A 17,143-nucleotide genomic window follows, 5' to 3' on the forward strand; every position below is an offset into this window, starting at 1 on the left:
GCCACACCTATCGCCGACGGATGCGCGGATCGAGCACGCCATAGAGCAGATCGACCAACAGGTTGACGACAATGAAGATGGCAGCGACCAGTGCGACCCCCGCCTGGATGACCGGGAAATCCTGGGCCTGGATCGCCTGCATGATGATGCGCCCGACGCCGGGCCAGGCGAACACGGTTTCGATGACCACCGATCCACCGAGAAGCTCGCCGGCGATGATACCGATCATCGTAATCACCGGGATCAGCGCGTTTCGCGCGATATGCCAGAAGAACACGGTGCGCGGCAGCAGGCCCTTGGCGCGCGCGGTTCGAACGTAATCCTCACGCATGATGTCGAGCAGCGACGAGCGGAGCAGACGGGCGATCGAGGCCGACACGAAGACCGACAGCGTCAGTCCCGGCAGCACGAGATGCGCGATCGTTCCCGAGCCGCCTGTCGGGAACCAGCCGAGGTCGACCGAAAATACCAGGATCAGCATGATGCCGAGCCAGAAAACCGGTGTCGCCTGGCCCAGAAGAGCCGCCACCATGACGATGAATTCCGAGATGGTGCCGCGTTTCAGCGCCGCGATGGCGCCGGCCACCGCTCCAATCAGCGTTCCGAACACAAGCGCGGTACCGGCGAGCGTGGCGGTTACCGGCATGCGTTCGAGAACGACGTCCATGGCAGGGCGCTGGTGCTGGAACGAAATGCCGAAATCGCCCCGCACCATGGCCAGAACGGAGATCAGATATTGTTCGAGGATGGGGCGATCGAGGCCAAGTGAAGCTCGAAGCGCGTCGAGGTCCTGCTGGCCGGCACCGACCGGCAGCAGAAGCACGGCCGGGTCGCCGAGAACGCGGCTTACGAAAAAAACGATCGTGATCACGCCCCATAGGGCGAGCAGCGATTCTGCCAGCTTGCCGACAAGATAGCGGGTCACGGCCAGCACCTCGTTCGATGGAGGATGACGGTCGTCATTCGGCCGCTCCCTTGAGGATGGCCGGGATCAACGCGGCGGAATCCGTCCACTCGTCGCCGAGCAGCTCCGGTGTTTCGAAGGCGACGAGATTGGCGAAATGGGTTTCGCGGTCGGCGACGAAGAGATTGCGGGCAATGCCGCGTGCAAGCCGGCGTCCGCCGTCGCTGACCGCCGGTATGTCGCCCGACAACTTGCCGTGGCTGAGCGAGGCCGGATAGTTGAAGCAATGGACGAGACGCAGCGCCGGGCAGCTGCCGGGGACCTTTTCGAGAAACTCGAAATCGGGACCGAGATAAGGAGACGTGGCGAGCTCGCCATTTTCCATGCCCTTTTCGGGCGTAAAGACGTCGCTCCAGAACTGGATATGAGGCGCGAAATGCTTAAGTTCCGGACGGCGGTCGAGATCGACCCGAAAGCCGGTGGCGAAGATCGCGAAATCATAGTCGACATCGCCGCGGCTGGTTTCGACGACGATATGGTCGCCGCTTTCCCGCAGGCCGGTCACCGCCGTGCCGAGGAAAAACCGGCTGTTTTGATGTTGCGACACCCGCAGAGTGGAATCGCGCGGTGGTGGCGTCTGGGCGTCGAGCACATAGTCGAGAAATTTCCATTTCCACGCATCGCTGAGGCCGGCAAAACCCTGGACGACACCCTGGCTGGCGATGCCGGTGAACTTGTTGATGCGCGGAAGTTCCTTGCGCCTTATGATCATGTCGACCTGGCCGGCACCGGCTTCGAGCGCGGTGGCCGCATTGTCCATGGCGGAGGCCCCGGCCCCGACGACCGCGACGCGCTTGCCCTTCAGGGCCGAAAAATCGATCTCGTCGGCGGAATGGGCCCAGAATTTTGGCCGTACGCGCTCGACGAATTCCGGCACGTAACCGCCGCCGAGGCCGTCGCGGCCCGTCGCCAGAACCACGTGCCGGGCATAAAGCCGTTCCTGCCTGCCGCTTTGGACATCCGAAACGTCGAGGGCGATCAGGTCCTGGCTGACCGGGATCATGCCGGTGACGGTGACAAGATTGCGGACCGGCAGCTGAAGCACGCGGCGGTACCAGATCAGGTAGTCCATCCACTGCGATTTGGGGATCTTGCCGAGCGCGTCCCATGCCTGCGCGCCGAACTGCGAAACATACCATGCCCTGAATGTCAGCGCCGGCAGGCCGAGCGCCGGCCCCGGCAGCTGTTTGGGAGAGCGCAGCGTTTCCATGCGCGCGAACGTCACCCACGGTCCCTCCTGCCCGGCGGGAGAACGGTCGAGGCAGACGACGTTATGGATGCCGAGCATTTTCAGCGAGGCGGTCGCCACCAGGCCGCACATGCCGGCGCCGATTACGACGGTATCGAAAACGTCGACACCCTCATATTCGGTCGCCGGCACCCACTCCTTGGGAGGGAGCTCGAGAAACGACAGGTCCTCGGCAAGCCGCTGTTCAAGCGCTTCCAGGCCTTTCATCCGCTGTGCGTCCTGCGCCTTCAAAATCACTGCTCCTGTGCGTTCGCGCCGGCGCCGAAAGTCGCATCCGCCACACGTTCGATATGGCCGGGATCATGCGCCACGAAGCCCGGTATGCGGGCGGCCGAAATCCTGATGATCAACTGGATGAGCTCCAGAACTCCTTCCGAAAGCGGCTTGGAAGCGGCCGAGAAAATGCCCCAGAGAAACGGGATGTCGACATCGAGCGGGCGGATCTCGACATTCTTGAGCTGGAGACCGTAGGCGGTCGCGGGCTCAACGATGGAGACCCCGAAACCGGTGGAGGCAAGCTGCAGCGCATTCAGCGCCGCATTGGTATCGACGACGCGCGAGGGCCGAACATCGGCTGCCTCAAGCGCCTGATTGACGCGGCGACGCAGCCGGAAGGGATTGGCCATGGTGATGAGGCAGCGGTCGGCCAGGTCGCGAACCGAGATGATGTCCTTGTCCGCCAGAGGATCGTCCGCCGCCACGGCCGCCACGCAAGGCGCTTGGAACAGGCCGTGCACGTCCAGGCCCGGATGCTCGACCGGCAGCGACGCGACGCAGAAATCCGCGGTGCGGGCAAGCACCGACTGGACGGCCGCCTCGGCCGAAATGCTGCGCAGATGCACATTCCGCGGAATGAGGCTGGTCGGCATCTCCGCAAGCGCGAGCGGCACCAATCCACTGGCAAATGCCGGGATCGCAGCAATCTCGATCGGCGCCGGCTCTTCCGAAAGGATATTTCTGGCGCGCTCCTTGAGCTGGCCGATGCCGGTGAGGAACCGCTCGGCATCCGAATGAAAGGCGATCGCCCTCGATGTCGGCGTGATGCGGGGACCGTTGCGGTCAAAAAGCGCAAAGCCGACGGAGGATTCGAGTTCCTGAATGAGCCGCGTCACCTGCGACTGCGAGCGGTCGAGCAGCCGCGCGGCGGCGGTGATGCTGCCTGCCGACATGACTGCGAGGAACACTTCGAGCTGCTTGATTTCCATCGCCGACCTATAATGCGCAAAATGCAGCATTGACCCTTATCAATTCAAATATTGCATGGTTATCTTTTTAAGCAAACAAAATTTGTGCCTATTTCGTAGTCTTTTGGAAAGTTTGATCCGCTGGAGGTGGGACGCCGAGAATAATCCCCCAGGCCTTGCGCCATCCGGCCGCAGGGCTAATGTCCGATGTGAACGACAGCGGAAGTCCATGGCAGCCAAGACAACGACCCTCAACGCCAAAAATCTGGAGGCCCTCGGCGCGCCGCGTCTCGCCGAACTGCTCATCGAGATCAGCACCGGCAGCGCCGCAAACAAACGGCGGCTTCGCATGGAGCTTGCCGGCAATCACAGCGGCGCCGAGATCGCACGTGAAGTGCGCAAGCGGTTCGCGAGCATTGCCCGTTCGCGAACCGTCATAAACTGGCGCAAGGTGAAGGCGGTTGCGGCGGACCTGGAGACGCAGCGCAAGACGATCGTCGATGTCCTCGCCCCCGACGATCCGAAGGAAGCCCTGGAGCTTGCCTGGCACTTTCTGGCGCTGGCCGAGCCCATCTTTCAAAGGTCGGCCAACGAAAGCAGCTCGATCATCGAAAGCTTCCACCAGGCATGCGCGGACGCCGGCGTGATCGCCAAGTCGGCCGGTGTTGAGAAGGATGCCCTAGCCGACAAGATCTTCGCCGCGGTGCAGAACAATGATCATGGCCAGTATGATCCGCTGATCGCGGCCATGGCGCCGGCACTCGGCAAGGAAGGCCTTGATCGGCTCAAGGGTCTATTCGTGCAGTGGTCGAAGGAACCCCAGGATACGGTCGACCAAGGCGACCGTCGGGTCATCGGCTGGGGCAGCCAGGGGCCGATCTACGAAGACCAGGCCTACGGAAATCGCCGGGAACTGACGGTGCGCATCGCCCTGCAGGAGATCGCCGATGCCCAGGACGACGTGGATGCCTATATCGCCCAGCAGCCGGAAAAGAGCCGCAAGATGCCCCTGGTGGCGACGGACATCGCGCGCCGACTCCTTTCCGCAGGGCGAGCCGCCGAGGCACTCCAAACGCTGGACGCGGTCGATGCCCGAGGACGTCCCGACGTCGCGATCGAATGGCAGCTCGCCCGCGTCGAGGTGCTCGAATCGCTGGGGCGCGCGGACGAAGCCCAGGCGGATCGATGGAAATGGTTCGAGCAGTCGCTGAACGACGTGCACCTGCGCGCCTTTCTCCGCCGGCTGCCGGACTTCGATGACATGGAGGCCGAGGAAAAGGCATTCGCTTATGCCCAGGCGTTTCAGGAGGTCCATCGAGCGCTTGCCTTTTTCCTGCGCTGGCCAGCGATCACCCAAGCGGCCAAGCTCGTGTTGACGCGCCAGGCGGAACTCGATGGCGATCTCTATGAATTGATGACGCCAGCCGCCGAAGCCCTGGCCGAGAAACACCCGCTCGCGGCAACAATCGTGCTGCGCTCCATGATCGACTTCACGCTCGAGAACGCCCGATCCAGCCGCTATCGCTATGCGGCGCAGCATCTTGACACCTGCGCGAGGTTGGCGCCACATATCAATGACTTCGGCAGTGCCGGATCCGATGAAGCGTATGTCTCAGAACTAAAAGACCGACATGGCAAAAAGCCCGCTTTCTGGAATTCGGTGCAGCGGATTTAGCCTTTCCTTTCCCGATGGCGATCGCCTTGCGAAGTCGTCCACATAGCGCGCATATAACCGCGACTAACCACGGATGAACCTTCAGTAGGTGGCCCCCGGCAACTGCCGCAAAACGTCGCTGGAAGTCGTCTTCGGACGGGACTTGCCAGACAGTCGGCGGGTCAAGAGCATGCTTCTACATCCTGCGATTCCTCGAAAATCATTGCCGGCGAGCGAACGGAGGCGCGCACCGTTATCGCCAGTCTCGTTGGGAGCCGATCACCTTTCGAGGGGATTCCGGATGTAGAGGACGCTCCGGCGAAGCCGGAGCGGGTATGGCTGACCAGCCACACCCCGCGGATCTCAAGATGAGGCGGCGGTTTATCGCGGGATCGTCGGCGAAAACCGCACCGCCTGTCGTCTATCACACGCTCAGATTTCGATATTTATGCTCCGCTTAGCAAGGATTTGCGGATCGTCACGCAATGTAGCTGCAATTGGATGTGCCCTGGGTTCGAGGGAACTCCCACCGCCGATGATCTGGACCACCTGGCGCCCAGGCCGGGTGACGCGATGATTCAGCCGGCTGCGTCGGATGGAACGGGGAGGCTTGGTTGCCACGGCCTCATAGATGTCGACGAGATCAAGCGTGCTGGACAAACACAGATTTCGTTGAAGGGTTGGCGGGAGACGGCCAGGAAGCGAAAGTCGGGCACGGCGATCTTTCCCGATCGCCGCTTCCCCGCGCATCCCCCTGTGTGTAGAATCGAATGGCGCAACCACTCGTACGCACGAGTCTCTCCTGTCCTTCCTGAGGATCATCGCCGTTCATGATGAAGTCATCCCTCGACCATATGCCGTTGCGGAAGCAACGGGAACTCGGCAGGGTCCTGGAAATCCTGCATGAGGAGTTCGAGGATGCCCTGAAACAGGGCACGGCCGAGTTCAAGAAGCGCGGCCGGATCCTGAAGATCATCCTGTTCGGCTCCTATGCCAAGGGCGGCTGGGTCGACGAGCCGTTCACCATGAAGGGCTATCGCTCCGATTTCGATCTGCTGATCATCGTCAACGACCGCAGGCTCTGCGAGTTCGCCGACTATTGGTACAAGGCCGCCGACCGGCTGATTCGCGACAAGTCGATCGAGACACCGGTGAGTTTCATCGTCCATTCCAGGCGAGAGGTGAACACCTATCTGAAGGAGGGACAGTACTTCTTCTCCGATATCCGCAAGGAAGGCATCGTCCTTTATGAACTGGACGATGAGCCGCTTGCGGAGCCGCAGGCTCTTTCGCAGGTGGATCGGCTGCGGGTCGCGAGGGAGCATTTTGAACAGCGATTTACGACAGCGCGGAATCTGAAGACCCTTGCGATGTCAGCGATTCAAGCCGGTATGAGCAACGAGGCCGCGTTTCTTCTCCATCAATCGCTCGAGCAGGCCTATTCCTGCGTGCTTCTTACGCTGACGAACTACGGCCTGCCCTCGCACAACATCAAGTTCCTGCGCTCGCTTGCCGAGGAACAGGACCGGCGTCTGGCCGAGGCATTCCCGCGCGATCAGCATCGCGAACGGGCTTGGTTCAACACGCTCAACGAAGCCTATGTGAAGGCACGGTATTCCAAACATTACGAGATCAGCGAGGAGGCTCTCTCGTGGCTGGGGGAACGGACAGCCGTATTGCTCGAACGGGTGAACTCCGTCTGCCGGGACCACATCGGAAGACTGCAGGGGCTGTAAGCCGGGGCAAAGCGATGGGTCGAATTGGATCGAGCCGTACGCATTCGAGATGCGCGCGTCTTTGTCCGGTTCAGCAGCGTCCAGTGATTAGCCTTGATATTCGAGCACGAGGGAGAATTTTCACGCCCTTCTGCCCTTGAACCATGGCTGTCGGCCCAGCCCCTCAGGTCACCAGAACCCAGCGGTGAGTGCAGTTCTCGTCGTTGCGCGTTGATGTGCGTCAACGCTGCTGCGTCTATTGTAGTCGGGCCCTGCCCGTCAATTCCTTCAGCCTTCCGGATAAGACATTCGGTCGCGCTCGCAAAACTGTAGGAAGCGCTTGAAGGTGGTGATCGACGGTCGGATAGTGAGGTTGGCGGATGGCTCTGCAGCCTGGCGCGTCAGTTTCTAGACCGCCTCACGGGCGCCGAACCCGTGGCGCTGGCCGATTTCATCGATCCTGCGGCCTGAGATCCGAGGGTCCAATTCCGTGTCCGTCTTGATATCGGCAAGCTTGCCAAAGCCAGGGTTCTTATGGGTCATGCTGCTGCCTTCAGACTGGCGACTAGATCGACGGGTTCCTCGGCAAGCCGCAGGGCATTGTCCGTTGCCGCTGGCAGCCGGTTCATCTCGGATGGATCAAGCCCGTAAGCTCAGGCTGACAACAAAGGTGCCTTGTAAGACGAGTGTTCAGACAGCTGATTGCGGAAGGTGACGGTGCTTTCGTTGATTCGCGCCATCGACGATCACCGGGTCCTTTGAGACTCCCCGCCTCCAGCCCTCGATGGGCCGGTTCGGGTAAGAGTCCGGAGGACGACACTGGCGCCCTGTTGGGCCAGGGTGGTTGGGAGAACCAGTGTCGTCGGCGACTTCCCGGCCCCGCCCAATCATGACCGATTGGGAGCGGCTTGATTCAGTTCGTGCAAGGAAGTGCTACGGTTACGGAGAAGCGCCCTTTGGATTGAGTTGTCGAGCATCGGGCCTACTCGGTGCCGGACGCATTCGCGTCAATTCACGTCAACGCAGATTGACCCGAATGCGCATATCTTGCAATCGCACTGGCCCCTGCAGGGCGAAAGCGACAATTCAGCGGCCTCAGGATCCGGGTGTCTACGCAATTAGCCTAATCTTCGCCGCAGCCGCAGCTCGGACGATAGATCGACCGATTGTTACCTTACGCAAGCATCCGGCCAGTCGGTTACTGCAGCCAGCACAATCGAAAGGCGGGCCGGCCGCTCGATCTAACGGAACCCTATTCATCGCCAGGAGTTACTTGCCGATAGAAAAGGAATATCCTAATGAAAAACATTCCAAAATTGCTTTCCGCAGCTTCCATTGCTGTGGCAGTGACCATCACATCGATGACCAGTGCATTTGCTGTTCCGTTCCCCACTGCAAAGCCCAAGCAAGTTTCAACGGTCGAGGAAGTACAGTTCCGCCGTGACCGGGACTGGCGCGATCAAGACCGTCGTGAGTACCGGCGCGACGGCTACTACAATGGTCAAAGGGGATATCGTGACCGGCGCGCGGGCTACCGTCGCCATTCTGACGGCTTCTGGTATCCCCTTGCAGCATTCGGTGCCGCTGCGATTATCGGTGGCGCAATCGCAAGCCAACCGCGTGCCAGCAGTGGCGGCAGCCACGTGCAGTGGTGCGCGAACCGCTATCGGTCCTATCGGACCTACGACAACACCTATTCTCCGCGGGCTGGCGTTCGTGCGACGTGCAATTCGCCGTATAGCTGATTGGAGCGTTTCCTTTCATGTCGGATCCTACCCGCATGAATTCCGGGAGGCTGAAGACGCAAGGCCTGCCGTGGAGCGGCCAAATTGCCGGGATTTTAGAATCCTGCACCGGGGTTAGATGCCCCGGCGCAGGCACCGCATGCCATGATTTAAAGGCGGGGTCAGCCGATCACACCGCCATGTTGCCGAAACAGCATTGCTGATCAGGCGCACCTGCTTTTTGAAAAGGGCCATTTCCGGCCATCCGTTCCAGAGTTCCAATCTAAGCGCTGCTCGAAAAAAGCGGCGTGGTGCGCCTCTTCGTAGAGCGGCCCGAGATCATGGTTCGTTGTTGTGCGTTAACGCTGCTGCGTCAATCAGACCCCTGCCCTGTCCATCAGTTCCTTCAGCCCCTCGGGATACGACATCCGGTTCTGCTCGCAGAACTGCAGGAAACGATTGAAAGTAGTGATCGACGGGCGGATATTGAGGTTGGCAGACGGCTCTGCCGGCTTTCGGCGAGTCAGCTTCTGGACCGGTTCGCGGGCGATGAAGCCGTGACGCTGCCCGATTTCGTCGATCTTGTCGTCTGAGATCCCAGGTCCAGACTCAGTGTCCGGTTTGATATCGGCAAGCTTGCCAAAGCCAAAATTCTTACCGGTCATGCTGCTGCCCTCACGCTGGCGACGAGATCAACGAGTTCCTCAGCGAGTCGGAGAGCATTGTCCCTGGCCGCCGGCAGCCCGTTCACCTCGGATGGATCGAGCTCGACCAGGTCGAGCTGGTGGAAGAAGAGCGCCTTGTAGGCCGACCGTTCATAGAGATGATTGCGGAACGTCGGCACATCTCCCGCCGCGAGTTGGCTGGTAATCTGCTTTTCGAGTTTGGTGGCGATTGCCGGGGACGTCCTCGTGAACAGGATCCGGTAGGGGATCGTCTTCTCGAAGGCCTGCTCCTCCTCTTGAATGAGGTGAATGGCTCGCGCTGCGAGCTCAGCGTCGGTCGGGCTGGCCTGAATGGGGATGACGACGAGCTGCGCCCTGGCGAGCGCTCGGGACATCAGACGGCTGGCCGTGCCCTCGAGGTCCACGAACACGAACTGGTATTTCTTGCGATACTCGTCGAGCTTGGCGGTGATCGTGCTCTCGGTGACCCCACCATCGACGATGACAGGGTTCTTTGAGGTTCCGCGCCTCCACCCTTCGATCGGCCTGTTCGGGTCGCAGTCCAAAATGACGACGCTGGCGCCCTGCTGGGCCAATGTGGTTGCGAGCACTAGTGTCGTCGTCGACTTGCCGGCTCCACCCTTGGGGTTGGCAACGGTAATGACAGGCATTGGAGTCTCCTTTGACGCTGGATGCGTTAGGATGCTTGCCGAAGCATCACAATGATACCGCGTTAACGTTGACGCATCAAGTGCGTTCTTTTGCATTAACGTTGATGCGTCAACGATGAAACCTTCTCGAAAATGTTTCGGATAGGCAGCAAACTTTGATGAGCCTCGCTAGTTCAGTTCCTCGGAGCCGCCCCAACGTAGCCAGTAGTTCGCCCAAATAGCATCGGCTATCAAATCTGCCTGACCTGCCCCAGTCGTTCACGTTGATAGCTGCCATCCTGTACGCGACGGCACCAGTCCAAATTGTCCAAATACCACCGTACAGTCTTCTGAATCCCCGTCTCGAATGTCTCGGTAGGCTGCCAACCCAACTCTTGTTTGATCTTGCCCGCATCGATGGCATATCGGCGATCGTGTCCAGGCCGGTCCTGCACGTGGGTAATGAGCGACCTGTATTCTTTGACAGGATGGCCGACGCCGGGAGGAGCCAGCTGCTGGAGCACATCGCAGATGATCCTGACAACCTCCAGATTCTGTTTTTCATTATGGCCGCCAATATTGTAGGTCGATCCAACCTGCCCTTCGCTGACGACCTTGTGAAGCGCCCGCGCGTGGTCCTCGACGTACAGCCAGTCACGTATCTGATCGCCAGATCCATAGACCGGAAGCGGCTTCCCCTCTAAGGCGTTAAGGATCACCAGGGGAATCAACTTCTCCGGGAAGTGGTAGGGACCATAATTGTTGGAGCAGTTGGTCACCAGCACCGGCAGGCCATATGTTCGCATCCAGGCGCGAACCAGATGATCGGAACTGGCCTTGCTCGCCGAGTATGGGCTGCTGGGTGCATAGCCGGTTTTTTCGGTAAAGAGGTGGTGGTGGGCATCAACGGCATCGGCCGGATGAGGCAGGTCGCCGTAAACTTCGTCGGTAGATATGTGATGGATTCGGAAGGCCTGGCGGCGCACTGCGTCCAGTCCCTGCCAATAAGCTCGACTTACCTCGAGCAGGGTGTAGGTGCCGATGATGTTGGTCTCGATAAAGGCCGCGGGACCGTCGATGGATCGATCAACATGGCTCTCTGCCGCAAGATGCATGATAGCGTCGGGACGGTGCTGAGCAAATACCCGTTCCAGCTCGCCGCGATTGCAGATATCGACCTGCGAGAATGTGTAGCGGTCAGAGTTATCAACCTCGCGCAGATTTTCGAGGTTTCCGGCATAGGTCAGCTTGTCGACGTTGACCACCGAGTCGCCGGTATTCTGGATGATATGGCGGATAACTGCCGACCCGATAAAACCGGCCCCGCCCGTCACCAGAATTTTCATTTCCCTCGACGCTCTTGATGGGTCAACCGATGGCATCTTTCAAAACCCTGACAACGTGTTCCTGCTGCTCGCCAGTCAGATCAACCCACAAGGGCAGACGCACCAGCCTTTCCGACTGGACGTTGGTCACCCGCAAGTCACCCTGCGCCCGGCCGTACCGTTTTCCGGCGGGCGAAGAGTGCAGAGGCACATAGTGGAAGACCGAGAAGATGTCGCTCCTCTTAAGCTCACTGAGTACCTTCTGACGATCGATCTCCGGCGCCAGCAGAACGTAATACATGTGGGCATTGTGCTGGCATTCTTCCGGGACGATGGGCCGGCGAAGCAATCCCTTGGCCTCGAGCGGCTCCAGAAGCGTGTGATAATGTTGCCAGATGCCCAGGCGATGATTGGTGATACGGTCGGCTTCTTCAAGCTGGGCACATAGGAAAGCCGCGATCAACTCGCCTGGCAAGAACGAAGAACCGACCTCCTGCCAGGTGTATTTATCGACCTCGCCCCGGAAAAAACGTCCGCGGTCCGTGCCTTTTTCGCGGATGATTTCCGCGCGCACCGCCAGATCGGGGTCGTTCACCAACAGGGCTCCCCCTTCCCCGGAGATTACATTCTTGGTTTCGTGAAAGCTGTAGGCTCCGAGATCGCCAATGCTGCCCAGTGCTCGGCCCTTATAAGCTGCCATCACGCCCTGTGCCGCATCTTCCACGACCCTGAGGCCGTGGCGTTTGGCAATGCTCATGATGGTGTCCATCTCGCAGGCGACACCCGCATAATGGACCGGGGCGATGGCGCGAGTGCGCGAGGTGATAGCCGACTCGATCAGGCGTTCGTCCAGGTTCAAGGTGTCTTCCCGGATATCGACGAACACCGGAACGCCGCCGCGCAGCACGAATGCATTGGCGGTCGAGACGAACGTGTACGAGGGCATGATGATCTCGTCACCAGGCTCGATGTCGAGAAGCAATGCCGCCATCTCCAGGGCCGCTGTGCATGAGTGCGTCAGCAGCGGTTTGACGCATCCACTCTTGTCTTTCAGCCACTCATGGCAACGCTTCGTAAAAGGCCCGTCACCAGCGAGCATGTTGCCGAACTTCGCTTCCGCGATGTAGTATAGCTCTTTGCCGGTCATGAACGGCCGATTGAACGGGATTTTCTCGCTCACTGCTTATCCTCTTGAAGCCTGTGCCACTCGTCGGCGACGCCGCGCAGATAGTCGCTGTACTCGCATGCCGGCATGCGCTCGATCAAGGTTTCAAATTGGGCAATGCTGAGGAACCCTCTCACCAGCGCCGCCTCTTCCGGACAGCCGATTTTCACGCCTTGCCGTCGCTCGATCGCCTCGATGTAGGAAGAGGCTTCGTGCAGCGCGGTACTGGTGCCGGCGTCAAGCCAGGCAAAACCGCGGCTCAAGCGCCGAACCTGCAGCTTGCCGAGTCTCAGGTATTCCAGATTGATGTCCGTTATTTCCAGCTCTCCGCGGATGGAAGGTTTTACCGCCTTCGCAATGTCCAGCACGCTGTTATCGTAGACATACACACCAGGGACGGCGTAGCTGCTTTTGGGATGCTGGGGCTTCTCCTCAATGGAGATCGCCTTCCCGGTCCGGTCGAACTCCACCACGCCGTAGCGCTCGGGATCCTTGACGTGGTACGCGAAAATTGTTGCGCCAGCCGTAAAGCTGGAGACCGCGCGGGGAAAATCGTCGCCGCCCGAAAAGATATTGTCGCCCAGCATCAGGATCACATCATCGGAGCCCACGAAGTCCGCCGCAATCAGAAACGCCTGTGCAATCCCTTCTGGTCTCGGCTGCTCGCGATACTGGATTGCTACTCCCCACTGGCTGCCATCCCCAAGCAAACTCTGATACCGAGGCAGGTCATGTGGCGTAGCAATGAGGCAGAATTCCCTGACCCCCGACGCAAGCAGAACGGTCAGAGGATAATAGATCATAGGCTTGTCGAAAACAGCCTGGAGCTGCTTACTAGAGACTTGGGTCAGAGGATACAGGCGCGACCCAGCCCCGCCGGCAAGAACAATCGCTTTCATTCATGTCTCCCACACCGATAGCGTCGCCGCCACCGGTGTCCGTTAGATGGATGCCCTTCCACTCGACAAAATGGAAGGGATAACATCAGCCTCGCATCTTTCTGGCGACGAGCAGTCGCGAACCACCCAAAGGGAAATCCAAACCAGTACGGATCAGAGCGCTTTCCGCCCGCAATATCCATCTGAAAGCGTTATTGAGCAGGCTTGGAAGTTGCATCTCGGTTCGAACGTCGATTTCGTCAACCGATTTATTTCGGCTTAGCAAACGCGAAGCAAGCATCGCAGGCAGCAGGAGCGAAACGAAGGACGTGTCGCGAAGGATGGTGAAGCCCGCGGCAGTAACTTTCCTGCTCAATTCGCTGGACGTGTACCGACGGCAATGGTGAGCGTAGTCGTCAAGGGGACTCCACAGCCATGGATGTTGCGGAACAGTCACCAGCAGCGTCCCCTCGGGCTTCAAGGCGGCGTGCATTTCCTGCAGGACGGTCTCATCTTCCTCGATGTGCTCAAGAACATCAAATGCGCCGATAGCATCAAATTCCTCCGCGAATGGGATCGCCCGCGCATCCATTTGCATCAGCCGTGCATTAGGCAATCTCTGAGAAGCAAATCGCAGACCCTCGATAAATATCTCGCTTCCGAAAATCTCAGCTTCAGGATATTTCTCGGTGACGCCAGCAAGAACAAAGCCCGTTCCACAGCCAATTTCCAGAAAAGAGCGGAATTTGGGGTGGTACTTGCGTAAAGCCCACAGGATAAGATCGTTTCGGGATCGGAACCAGAAATTCGCCGCCTCTAATTCCGACAAAACCTTGAAATAAGAAGCCTCAAATCCCCCTCCTTGGTTAGCAAACTGTGGAGCGTAGGCTGCTATACCGCCTATTTCTTCAGGCTCCCAACCGCAAGCGGGGCAACGAGGCGTGCCGGCTTCGCTGTCGAATTTCGTTCCACAAACCAGACAACGGGAGCTCACGGATTTTGTTTTCTCTTGCTAGTGGACGGGAAGGCATAAATGTTGGACGCCAGATATACGAATGCGGCCACAGCAATTATACCAAATGCTTGCACATAGAAGTGCGCGTAATCGAGTCTATCCACAAACACGTAGAGGATGCTGTAGTTTAGTACGTAACCGATGCCATAGATAATTCCATATCGGACTAGGGCCCCCTGCTGCTCGGCAGCCTGAATAAAAACCCAGCGCCGATTGGCAGCAAAACTCATCAAAACTCCGACAAAATAAAGTATAGTCATTGCCAACTTCGGCGGAACCCCAGAAAAGGTGACCGTGAGGTAAAGGATATATCCGAAGCCGTTCGTCAGTAAGCCAATGAATCCAAAGCGGGCCAGCTGCAATATACTATTTCTAGATAGAATCAGCTCTCTCCACCTTATTGTCGTCCAGAACAGCCAAACCAAAACCCGTTTTACCGTAGCCATCGCCATTGTATAGCATATAGGTATTATCCCCGTGCCGAAACACGTAAGGGTACTCGATCATCGCGCTATCCCAGCCGTTTTCAGAAACGTCTATGCCCACCTGGTCCAATTTCAAGGTCCAGACTATTCCGTCGCGGCTTTCAGAATACCCGATTCGATAGGCTTCGCCTTGACCGCTGCGGTAAGAGAACCACATCCGGTAACCCCGCGCCGCATCAATCAGAACCGTGGGCCTCGAAAAAGCTTGCGCTCTGCCTATTTCATAGGGAATTGCTGCACCTTCCTTGTGCCATATATGGCCATCCTTTGAACTTGCGGACTTGATGACATGGAGCATTTCGCCGTTGCCCGCGTCCCAGGTTACGGTAGATCCGTACCACATCCTGAACGTTCCATCATCTGCTTTTTCAACCCATGGATAGGAAAGGCTGACCGAATCCTCCCCATCTGAGGCCAGAAACGCTACGTCGCCGTCCATTTCAAGCGTTAGATCAGGCCGAACCTTTATGCGGCCGATATCGCCTCGCCAGTGCCCTCCCAAAGGCCTCTGCCATCCCATGAACAGCATATAGCGCTGCGCACCAGCATAATAGCAGTTGCCGATACTGATACCCGCTTCAAAGAAACTGCCGCCAGCGCCGTGAACTAGAAAGGGCTGCTTGTGTTCGTGAATGACTTCTCGCGTTAAGAGATTAATATCAACGGCGCCCACAGAGGAACGATTCTCACTGTCACGCCCGCTAAAAAACACCCTGTATATGTCACGTTCGAGGTGAAGTGCGAGCGGGTTGGCAGCGTGGCTCCTCAGCTTGGGATGAACACCCGACGGCTTAAAGAGCAGGCCGGTTTTAACCCATCTACTGGTCATATCTTACGCAGTTTCGAACTTGGAACACGCGAGCGCTCAGTCGCGCTGGACACGTAAACTCCATCAGCCTCTGCATCGGACAGAATGAGCGCTGCAGCCCCGATAACGCATCTTGCCCCAATACTAACGTGATCGCGAAGCGTGGCATTGACCCCTATGAAACACTGCTCGCCAATCCTGACACCACCGGACACCACAACATGGGAGGATATGAATGTGTGACTTCCGATATCCGAATGATGACCTATGTGATTACCGCTCCACAACGTGACATTATCGCCAAAATGCGAAAATGGTTGGATGGTATTGTCTTCAAGAATAAAGCAATTACGTCCGAAGGAATGCCCGTTGAGGACCGTTGCGTTAGAGCTGATATAGCTTGCAAGATCGTAACCGAGAGCCAGCCCGGCCTCGAATTTCTCTTTTCGGATTTGATTGAGCTTGGAGTAGCTGAGTGCGACAAAAAGGGCATGATCAGCCGGGGGATAGCGATCAGCGACGTTTTCGAAGGCAACCACCGGCAGGCCACAAAACTCGCGGTCAGTTAAATAGGCTTCGTCCACGGTGAACGCGACCACATCATAATCGCTGTCATTTTCAAAATAGTAATGCGCGAGTTGAGCAATATCACCTGCCCCAAAAATGATGAGCTTCTGCGTCATAGCTACCTCCTCACGATCATCGTAAACTCGTATAGCTCATAGTCATGCAACAGAGCTACCTGCCGGGAATAGCGCCGTTTGCAAAGATCGAACAAGTCTAGGGGATTGGCGTAAAAAAGATCAGCCCTCATCCGGTCTGCGTCAGAATAGGATGTTAGGCAATTGAAAGAAAAACCTGCTCGGCTTGCTGCGTTCATCATGTCCAGTGTTTCCATCAAATACGTAAGCCATTCCTCGTCCGTCCGACCAAGCCGCACATTGAAAATCCCGGACGCTATGGAATAATCGACGATCTCACCTGGCGAGTTGCCCAACCTAAACGTGACATTCGGCAACGTGGCGGCGCGCGAGCGGGCGGCCTCAATCATAGGCAGAGCAATGTCGACACCGATATACCGCGTGGTGTGTCCCAAGTGCGAGAGGTGGTCAAGCAACGCTCCGTATCCGCATCCTATATCGGCGATAGAATATGGTTGCGAAGAATCGACCACCTTGAGAAGTTGATTAAAGCGCATGACCTGGCCCGCTTGGCTATTCCAGTCTACACCCGCTGCCGTTTGGCCATGTTCGGCGATACGCCCCGCGTAATAGTTAGCCACATCCTTCAGGATGTCATCACTCGATTCAACCATGAATGTCTACCACCTGTAAGAGCGCTAATGTTTAACGGCGCTGATTGGTCCCGAAAATTCCTATGAATGCATTTCTAGCCCCGCCACTCAAAGAACTATCGGGCCCGCCTCCGGTCGCCGCTCTGGGCGCTTGCATTTGTGGGGGACCAGCAACATCTCGTGTCCCAATTTGGTCATTTGCGCTGAGCAGGTTGCCGCGGGTCCGAATACTCACCTGACGAGGTATCTGCAATTGACTTGGACGATCGTCAAAAATGAACTCCATTGTGGGTCATGCCACCTGGTAGTCACCCCGGCAATATCTCGCCCACCGCAGCGCAACAGCATACCGCCCGGCGGGCGGCGTT

Annotated in this window: 17 protein-coding genes; 3 read left to right on the forward strand and 14 right to left on the reverse strand. The window is 58.1% G+C overall.

The window, feature by feature from the left end:
- Nucleotides 1-7 precede the first annotated feature (7 nt).
- From ACZ9EJ_RS21630 to ACZ9EJ_RS21640, 3 genes are read right to left on the reverse strand one after another with little or no spacing between them, the layout of a single operon-like run.
- Nucleotides 8-925 (reverse strand): ABC transporter permease, encoded by a 918-nt coding sequence (locus tag ACZ9EJ_RS21630; RefSeq protein ID WP_046629809.1) that lies wholly within the window; start codon nt 923-925, stop codon nt 8-10.
- 34 nt (nt 926-959) lie between these two features.
- Nucleotides 960-2,420: a flavin-containing monooxygenase gene (locus tag ACZ9EJ_RS21635; protein ID WP_046640053.1), complete on the reverse strand. Its 1,461-nt coding sequence runs from the start codon at nt 2,418-2,420 to the stop codon at nt 960-962.
- Between the two features lie 26 nt (nt 2,421-2,446).
- On the reverse strand, nt 2,447-3,418 hold the full coding sequence (locus ACZ9EJ_RS21640; RefSeq protein WP_476099789.1) for a LysR family transcriptional regulator: 972 nt from the start codon (nt 3,416-3,418) through the stop codon (nt 2,447-2,449).
- Nucleotides 3,419-3,626: 208 nt separating this feature from the next.
- On the opposite strand from ACZ9EJ_RS21640, the gene ACZ9EJ_RS21645 reads away from it, so the two are divergent.
- Together ACZ9EJ_RS21645 and ACZ9EJ_RS21650 are read left to right on the forward strand one after the other, a co-directional pair.
- Nucleotides 3,627-5,072: a DUF6880 family protein gene (locus ACZ9EJ_RS21645; RefSeq protein WP_046639987.1), complete on the forward strand. Its 1,446-nt coding sequence runs from the start codon at nt 3,627-3,629 to the stop codon at nt 5,070-5,072.
- Between the two features lie 809 nt (nt 5,073-5,881).
- On the forward strand, nt 5,882-6,787 hold the full coding sequence (locus tag ACZ9EJ_RS21650) for a nucleotidyltransferase and HEPN domain-containing protein (protein ID WP_046639986.1): 906 nt from the start codon (nt 5,882-5,884) through the stop codon (nt 6,785-6,787).
- A 387-nt stretch (nt 6,788-7,174) separates the two neighbouring features.
- On the opposite strand, the gene ACZ9EJ_RS21655 is transcribed toward ACZ9EJ_RS21650, so the two are convergent.
- A complete protein-coding gene (locus ACZ9EJ_RS21655; RefSeq protein ID WP_476099792.1) occupies nt 7,175-7,309 on the reverse strand; it encodes a hypothetical protein in 135 nt (44 codons plus the stop codon).
- A 755-nt stretch (nt 7,310-8,064) separates the two neighbouring features.
- Here ACZ9EJ_RS21655 and ACZ9EJ_RS21660 point away from each other — a divergent pair.
- Nucleotides 8,065-8,511: a BA14K family protein gene (locus ACZ9EJ_RS21660; RefSeq protein ID WP_080954068.1), complete on the forward strand. Its 447-nt coding sequence runs from the start codon at nt 8,065-8,067 to the stop codon at nt 8,509-8,511.
- Nucleotides 8,512-8,867: 356 nt separating this feature from the next.
- On the opposite strand, the gene ACZ9EJ_RS21665 is transcribed toward ACZ9EJ_RS21660, so the two are convergent.
- The 10 genes from ACZ9EJ_RS21665 to ACZ9EJ_RS21710 all read right to left on the reverse strand — a co-directional run bounded on the left by ACZ9EJ_RS21665 (nt 8,868) and on the right by ACZ9EJ_RS21710 (nt 16,796).
- Nucleotides 8,868-9,155: a hypothetical protein gene (locus tag ACZ9EJ_RS21665; protein ID WP_046639985.1), complete on the reverse strand. Its 288-nt coding sequence runs from the start codon at nt 9,153-9,155 to the stop codon at nt 8,868-8,870.
- Nucleotides 9,152-9,826, reverse strand: a complete 675-nt coding sequence (locus tag ACZ9EJ_RS21670; RefSeq protein WP_046629719.1) for an AAA family ATPase — start codon at nt 9,824-9,826, stop codon at nt 9,152-9,154. Before ACZ9EJ_RS21670 ends, ACZ9EJ_RS21665 begins: the two co-directional genes overlap by 4 nt.
- A 230-nt stretch (nt 9,827-10,056) precedes the next feature.
- Nucleotides 10,057-11,151 (reverse strand): dTDP-glucose 4,6-dehydratase, encoded by a 1,095-nt coding sequence (rfbB, locus tag ACZ9EJ_RS21675; RefSeq protein WP_046639984.1) that lies wholly within the window; start codon nt 11,149-11,151, stop codon nt 10,057-10,059.
- A gap of 22 nt (nt 11,152-11,173) precedes the next feature.
- Nucleotides 11,174-12,310 (reverse strand): dTDP-4-amino-4,6-dideoxygalactose transaminase, encoded by a 1,137-nt coding sequence (rffA, locus tag ACZ9EJ_RS21680; RefSeq protein WP_080954069.1) that lies wholly within the window; start codon nt 12,308-12,310, stop codon nt 11,174-11,176.
- On the reverse strand, nt 12,307-13,194 hold the full coding sequence (gene rfbA, locus ACZ9EJ_RS21685; protein WP_046629721.1) for a glucose-1-phosphate thymidylyltransferase RfbA: 888 nt from the start codon (nt 13,192-13,194) through the stop codon (nt 12,307-12,309). The genes rffA and rfbA overlap by 4 nt, the downstream gene beginning before the upstream one ends.
- 85 nt (nt 13,195-13,279) lie before the next feature.
- Nucleotides 13,280-14,167 (reverse strand): class I SAM-dependent methyltransferase, encoded by an 888-nt coding sequence (locus tag ACZ9EJ_RS21690; protein ID WP_080954070.1) that lies wholly within the window; start codon nt 14,165-14,167, stop codon nt 13,280-13,282.
- The gene (locus ACZ9EJ_RS21695) at nt 14,164-14,550 is read right to left on the reverse strand and encodes a GtrA family protein (RefSeq protein WP_476099796.1); all 387 of its coding nucleotides are present in this window, start codon (nt 14,548-14,550) and stop codon (nt 14,164-14,166) included. Before ACZ9EJ_RS21695 ends, ACZ9EJ_RS21690 begins: the two co-directional genes overlap by 4 nt.
- A 10-nt stretch (nt 14,551-14,560) precedes the next feature.
- Entirely contained in the window at nt 14,561-15,502 is a 942-nt protein-coding gene (locus ACZ9EJ_RS21700) for a glycoside hydrolase family protein (RefSeq protein ID WP_046629722.1), read from the reverse strand.
- Nucleotides 15,499-16,164, reverse strand: a complete 666-nt coding sequence (locus ACZ9EJ_RS21705) for an acetyltransferase (protein ID WP_046629723.1) — start codon at nt 16,162-16,164, stop codon at nt 15,499-15,501. Before ACZ9EJ_RS21705 ends, ACZ9EJ_RS21700 begins: the two co-directional genes overlap by 4 nt.
- A 2-nt stretch (nt 16,165-16,166) precedes the next feature.
- Nucleotides 16,167-16,796 carry a class I SAM-dependent methyltransferase gene (locus ACZ9EJ_RS21710; protein WP_046629724.1) on the reverse strand — a complete coding sequence of 210 codons (630 nt, stop codon included), beginning with the start codon at nt 16,794-16,796 and terminating at the stop codon, nt 16,167-16,169.
- Nucleotides 16,797-17,143: the final 347 nt, after the last annotated feature.

Source organism: Neorhizobium sp. USDA 3394, from assembly GCF_056280385.1.

Coding starts and splice junctions, on each gene's coding strand:
- ACZ9EJ_RS21650 (WP_046639986.1), top strand. CDS start 5,882: ATGATGAAGTCATCCCTCGACCATATGCCGTTGCGGAAGCAACGGGAA.
- ACZ9EJ_RS21700 (WP_046629722.1), bottom strand. CDS start 15,502: ATGACCAGTAGATGGGTTAAAACCGGCCTGCTCTTTAAGCCGTCGGGT.
- ACZ9EJ_RS21670 (WP_046629719.1), bottom strand. CDS start 9,826: ATGCCTGTCATTACCGTTGCCAACCCCAAGGGTGGAGCCGGCAAGTCG.
- rfbA (WP_046629721.1), bottom strand. CDS start 13,194: ATGAAAGCGATTGTTCTTGCCGGCGGGGCTGGGTCGCGCCTGTATCCT.
- ACZ9EJ_RS21640 (WP_476099789.1), bottom strand. CDS start 3,418: ATGGAAATCAAGCAGCTCGAAGTGTTCCTCGCAGTCATGTCGGCAGGC.
- ACZ9EJ_RS21655 (WP_476099792.1), bottom strand. CDS start 7,309: ATGACCCATAAGAACCCTGGCTTTGGCAAGCTTGCCGATATCAAGACG.
- ACZ9EJ_RS21660 (WP_080954068.1), top strand. CDS start 8,065: ATGAAAAACATTCCAAAATTGCTTTCCGCAGCTTCCATTGCTGTGGCA.
- ACZ9EJ_RS21635 (WP_046640053.1), bottom strand. CDS start 2,420: ATGAAAGGCCTGGAAGCGCTTGAACAGCGGCTTGCCGAGGACCTGTCG.
- ACZ9EJ_RS21705 (WP_046629723.1), bottom strand. CDS start 16,164: ATGACGCAGAAGCTCATCATTTTTGGGGCAGGTGATATTGCTCAACTC.
- ACZ9EJ_RS21665 (WP_046639985.1), bottom strand. CDS start 9,155: ATGACCGGTAAGAATTTTGGCTTTGGCAAGCTTGCCGATATCAAACCG.
- ACZ9EJ_RS21645 (WP_046639987.1), top strand. CDS start 3,627: ATGGCAGCCAAGACAACGACCCTCAACGCCAAAAATCTGGAGGCCCTC.
- rfbB (WP_046639984.1), bottom strand. CDS start 11,151: ATGAAAATTCTGGTGACGGGCGGGGCCGGTTTTATCGGGTCGGCAGTT.
- ACZ9EJ_RS21710 (WP_046629724.1), bottom strand. CDS start 16,796: ATGGTTGAATCGAGTGATGACATCCTGAAGGATGTGGCTAACTATTAC.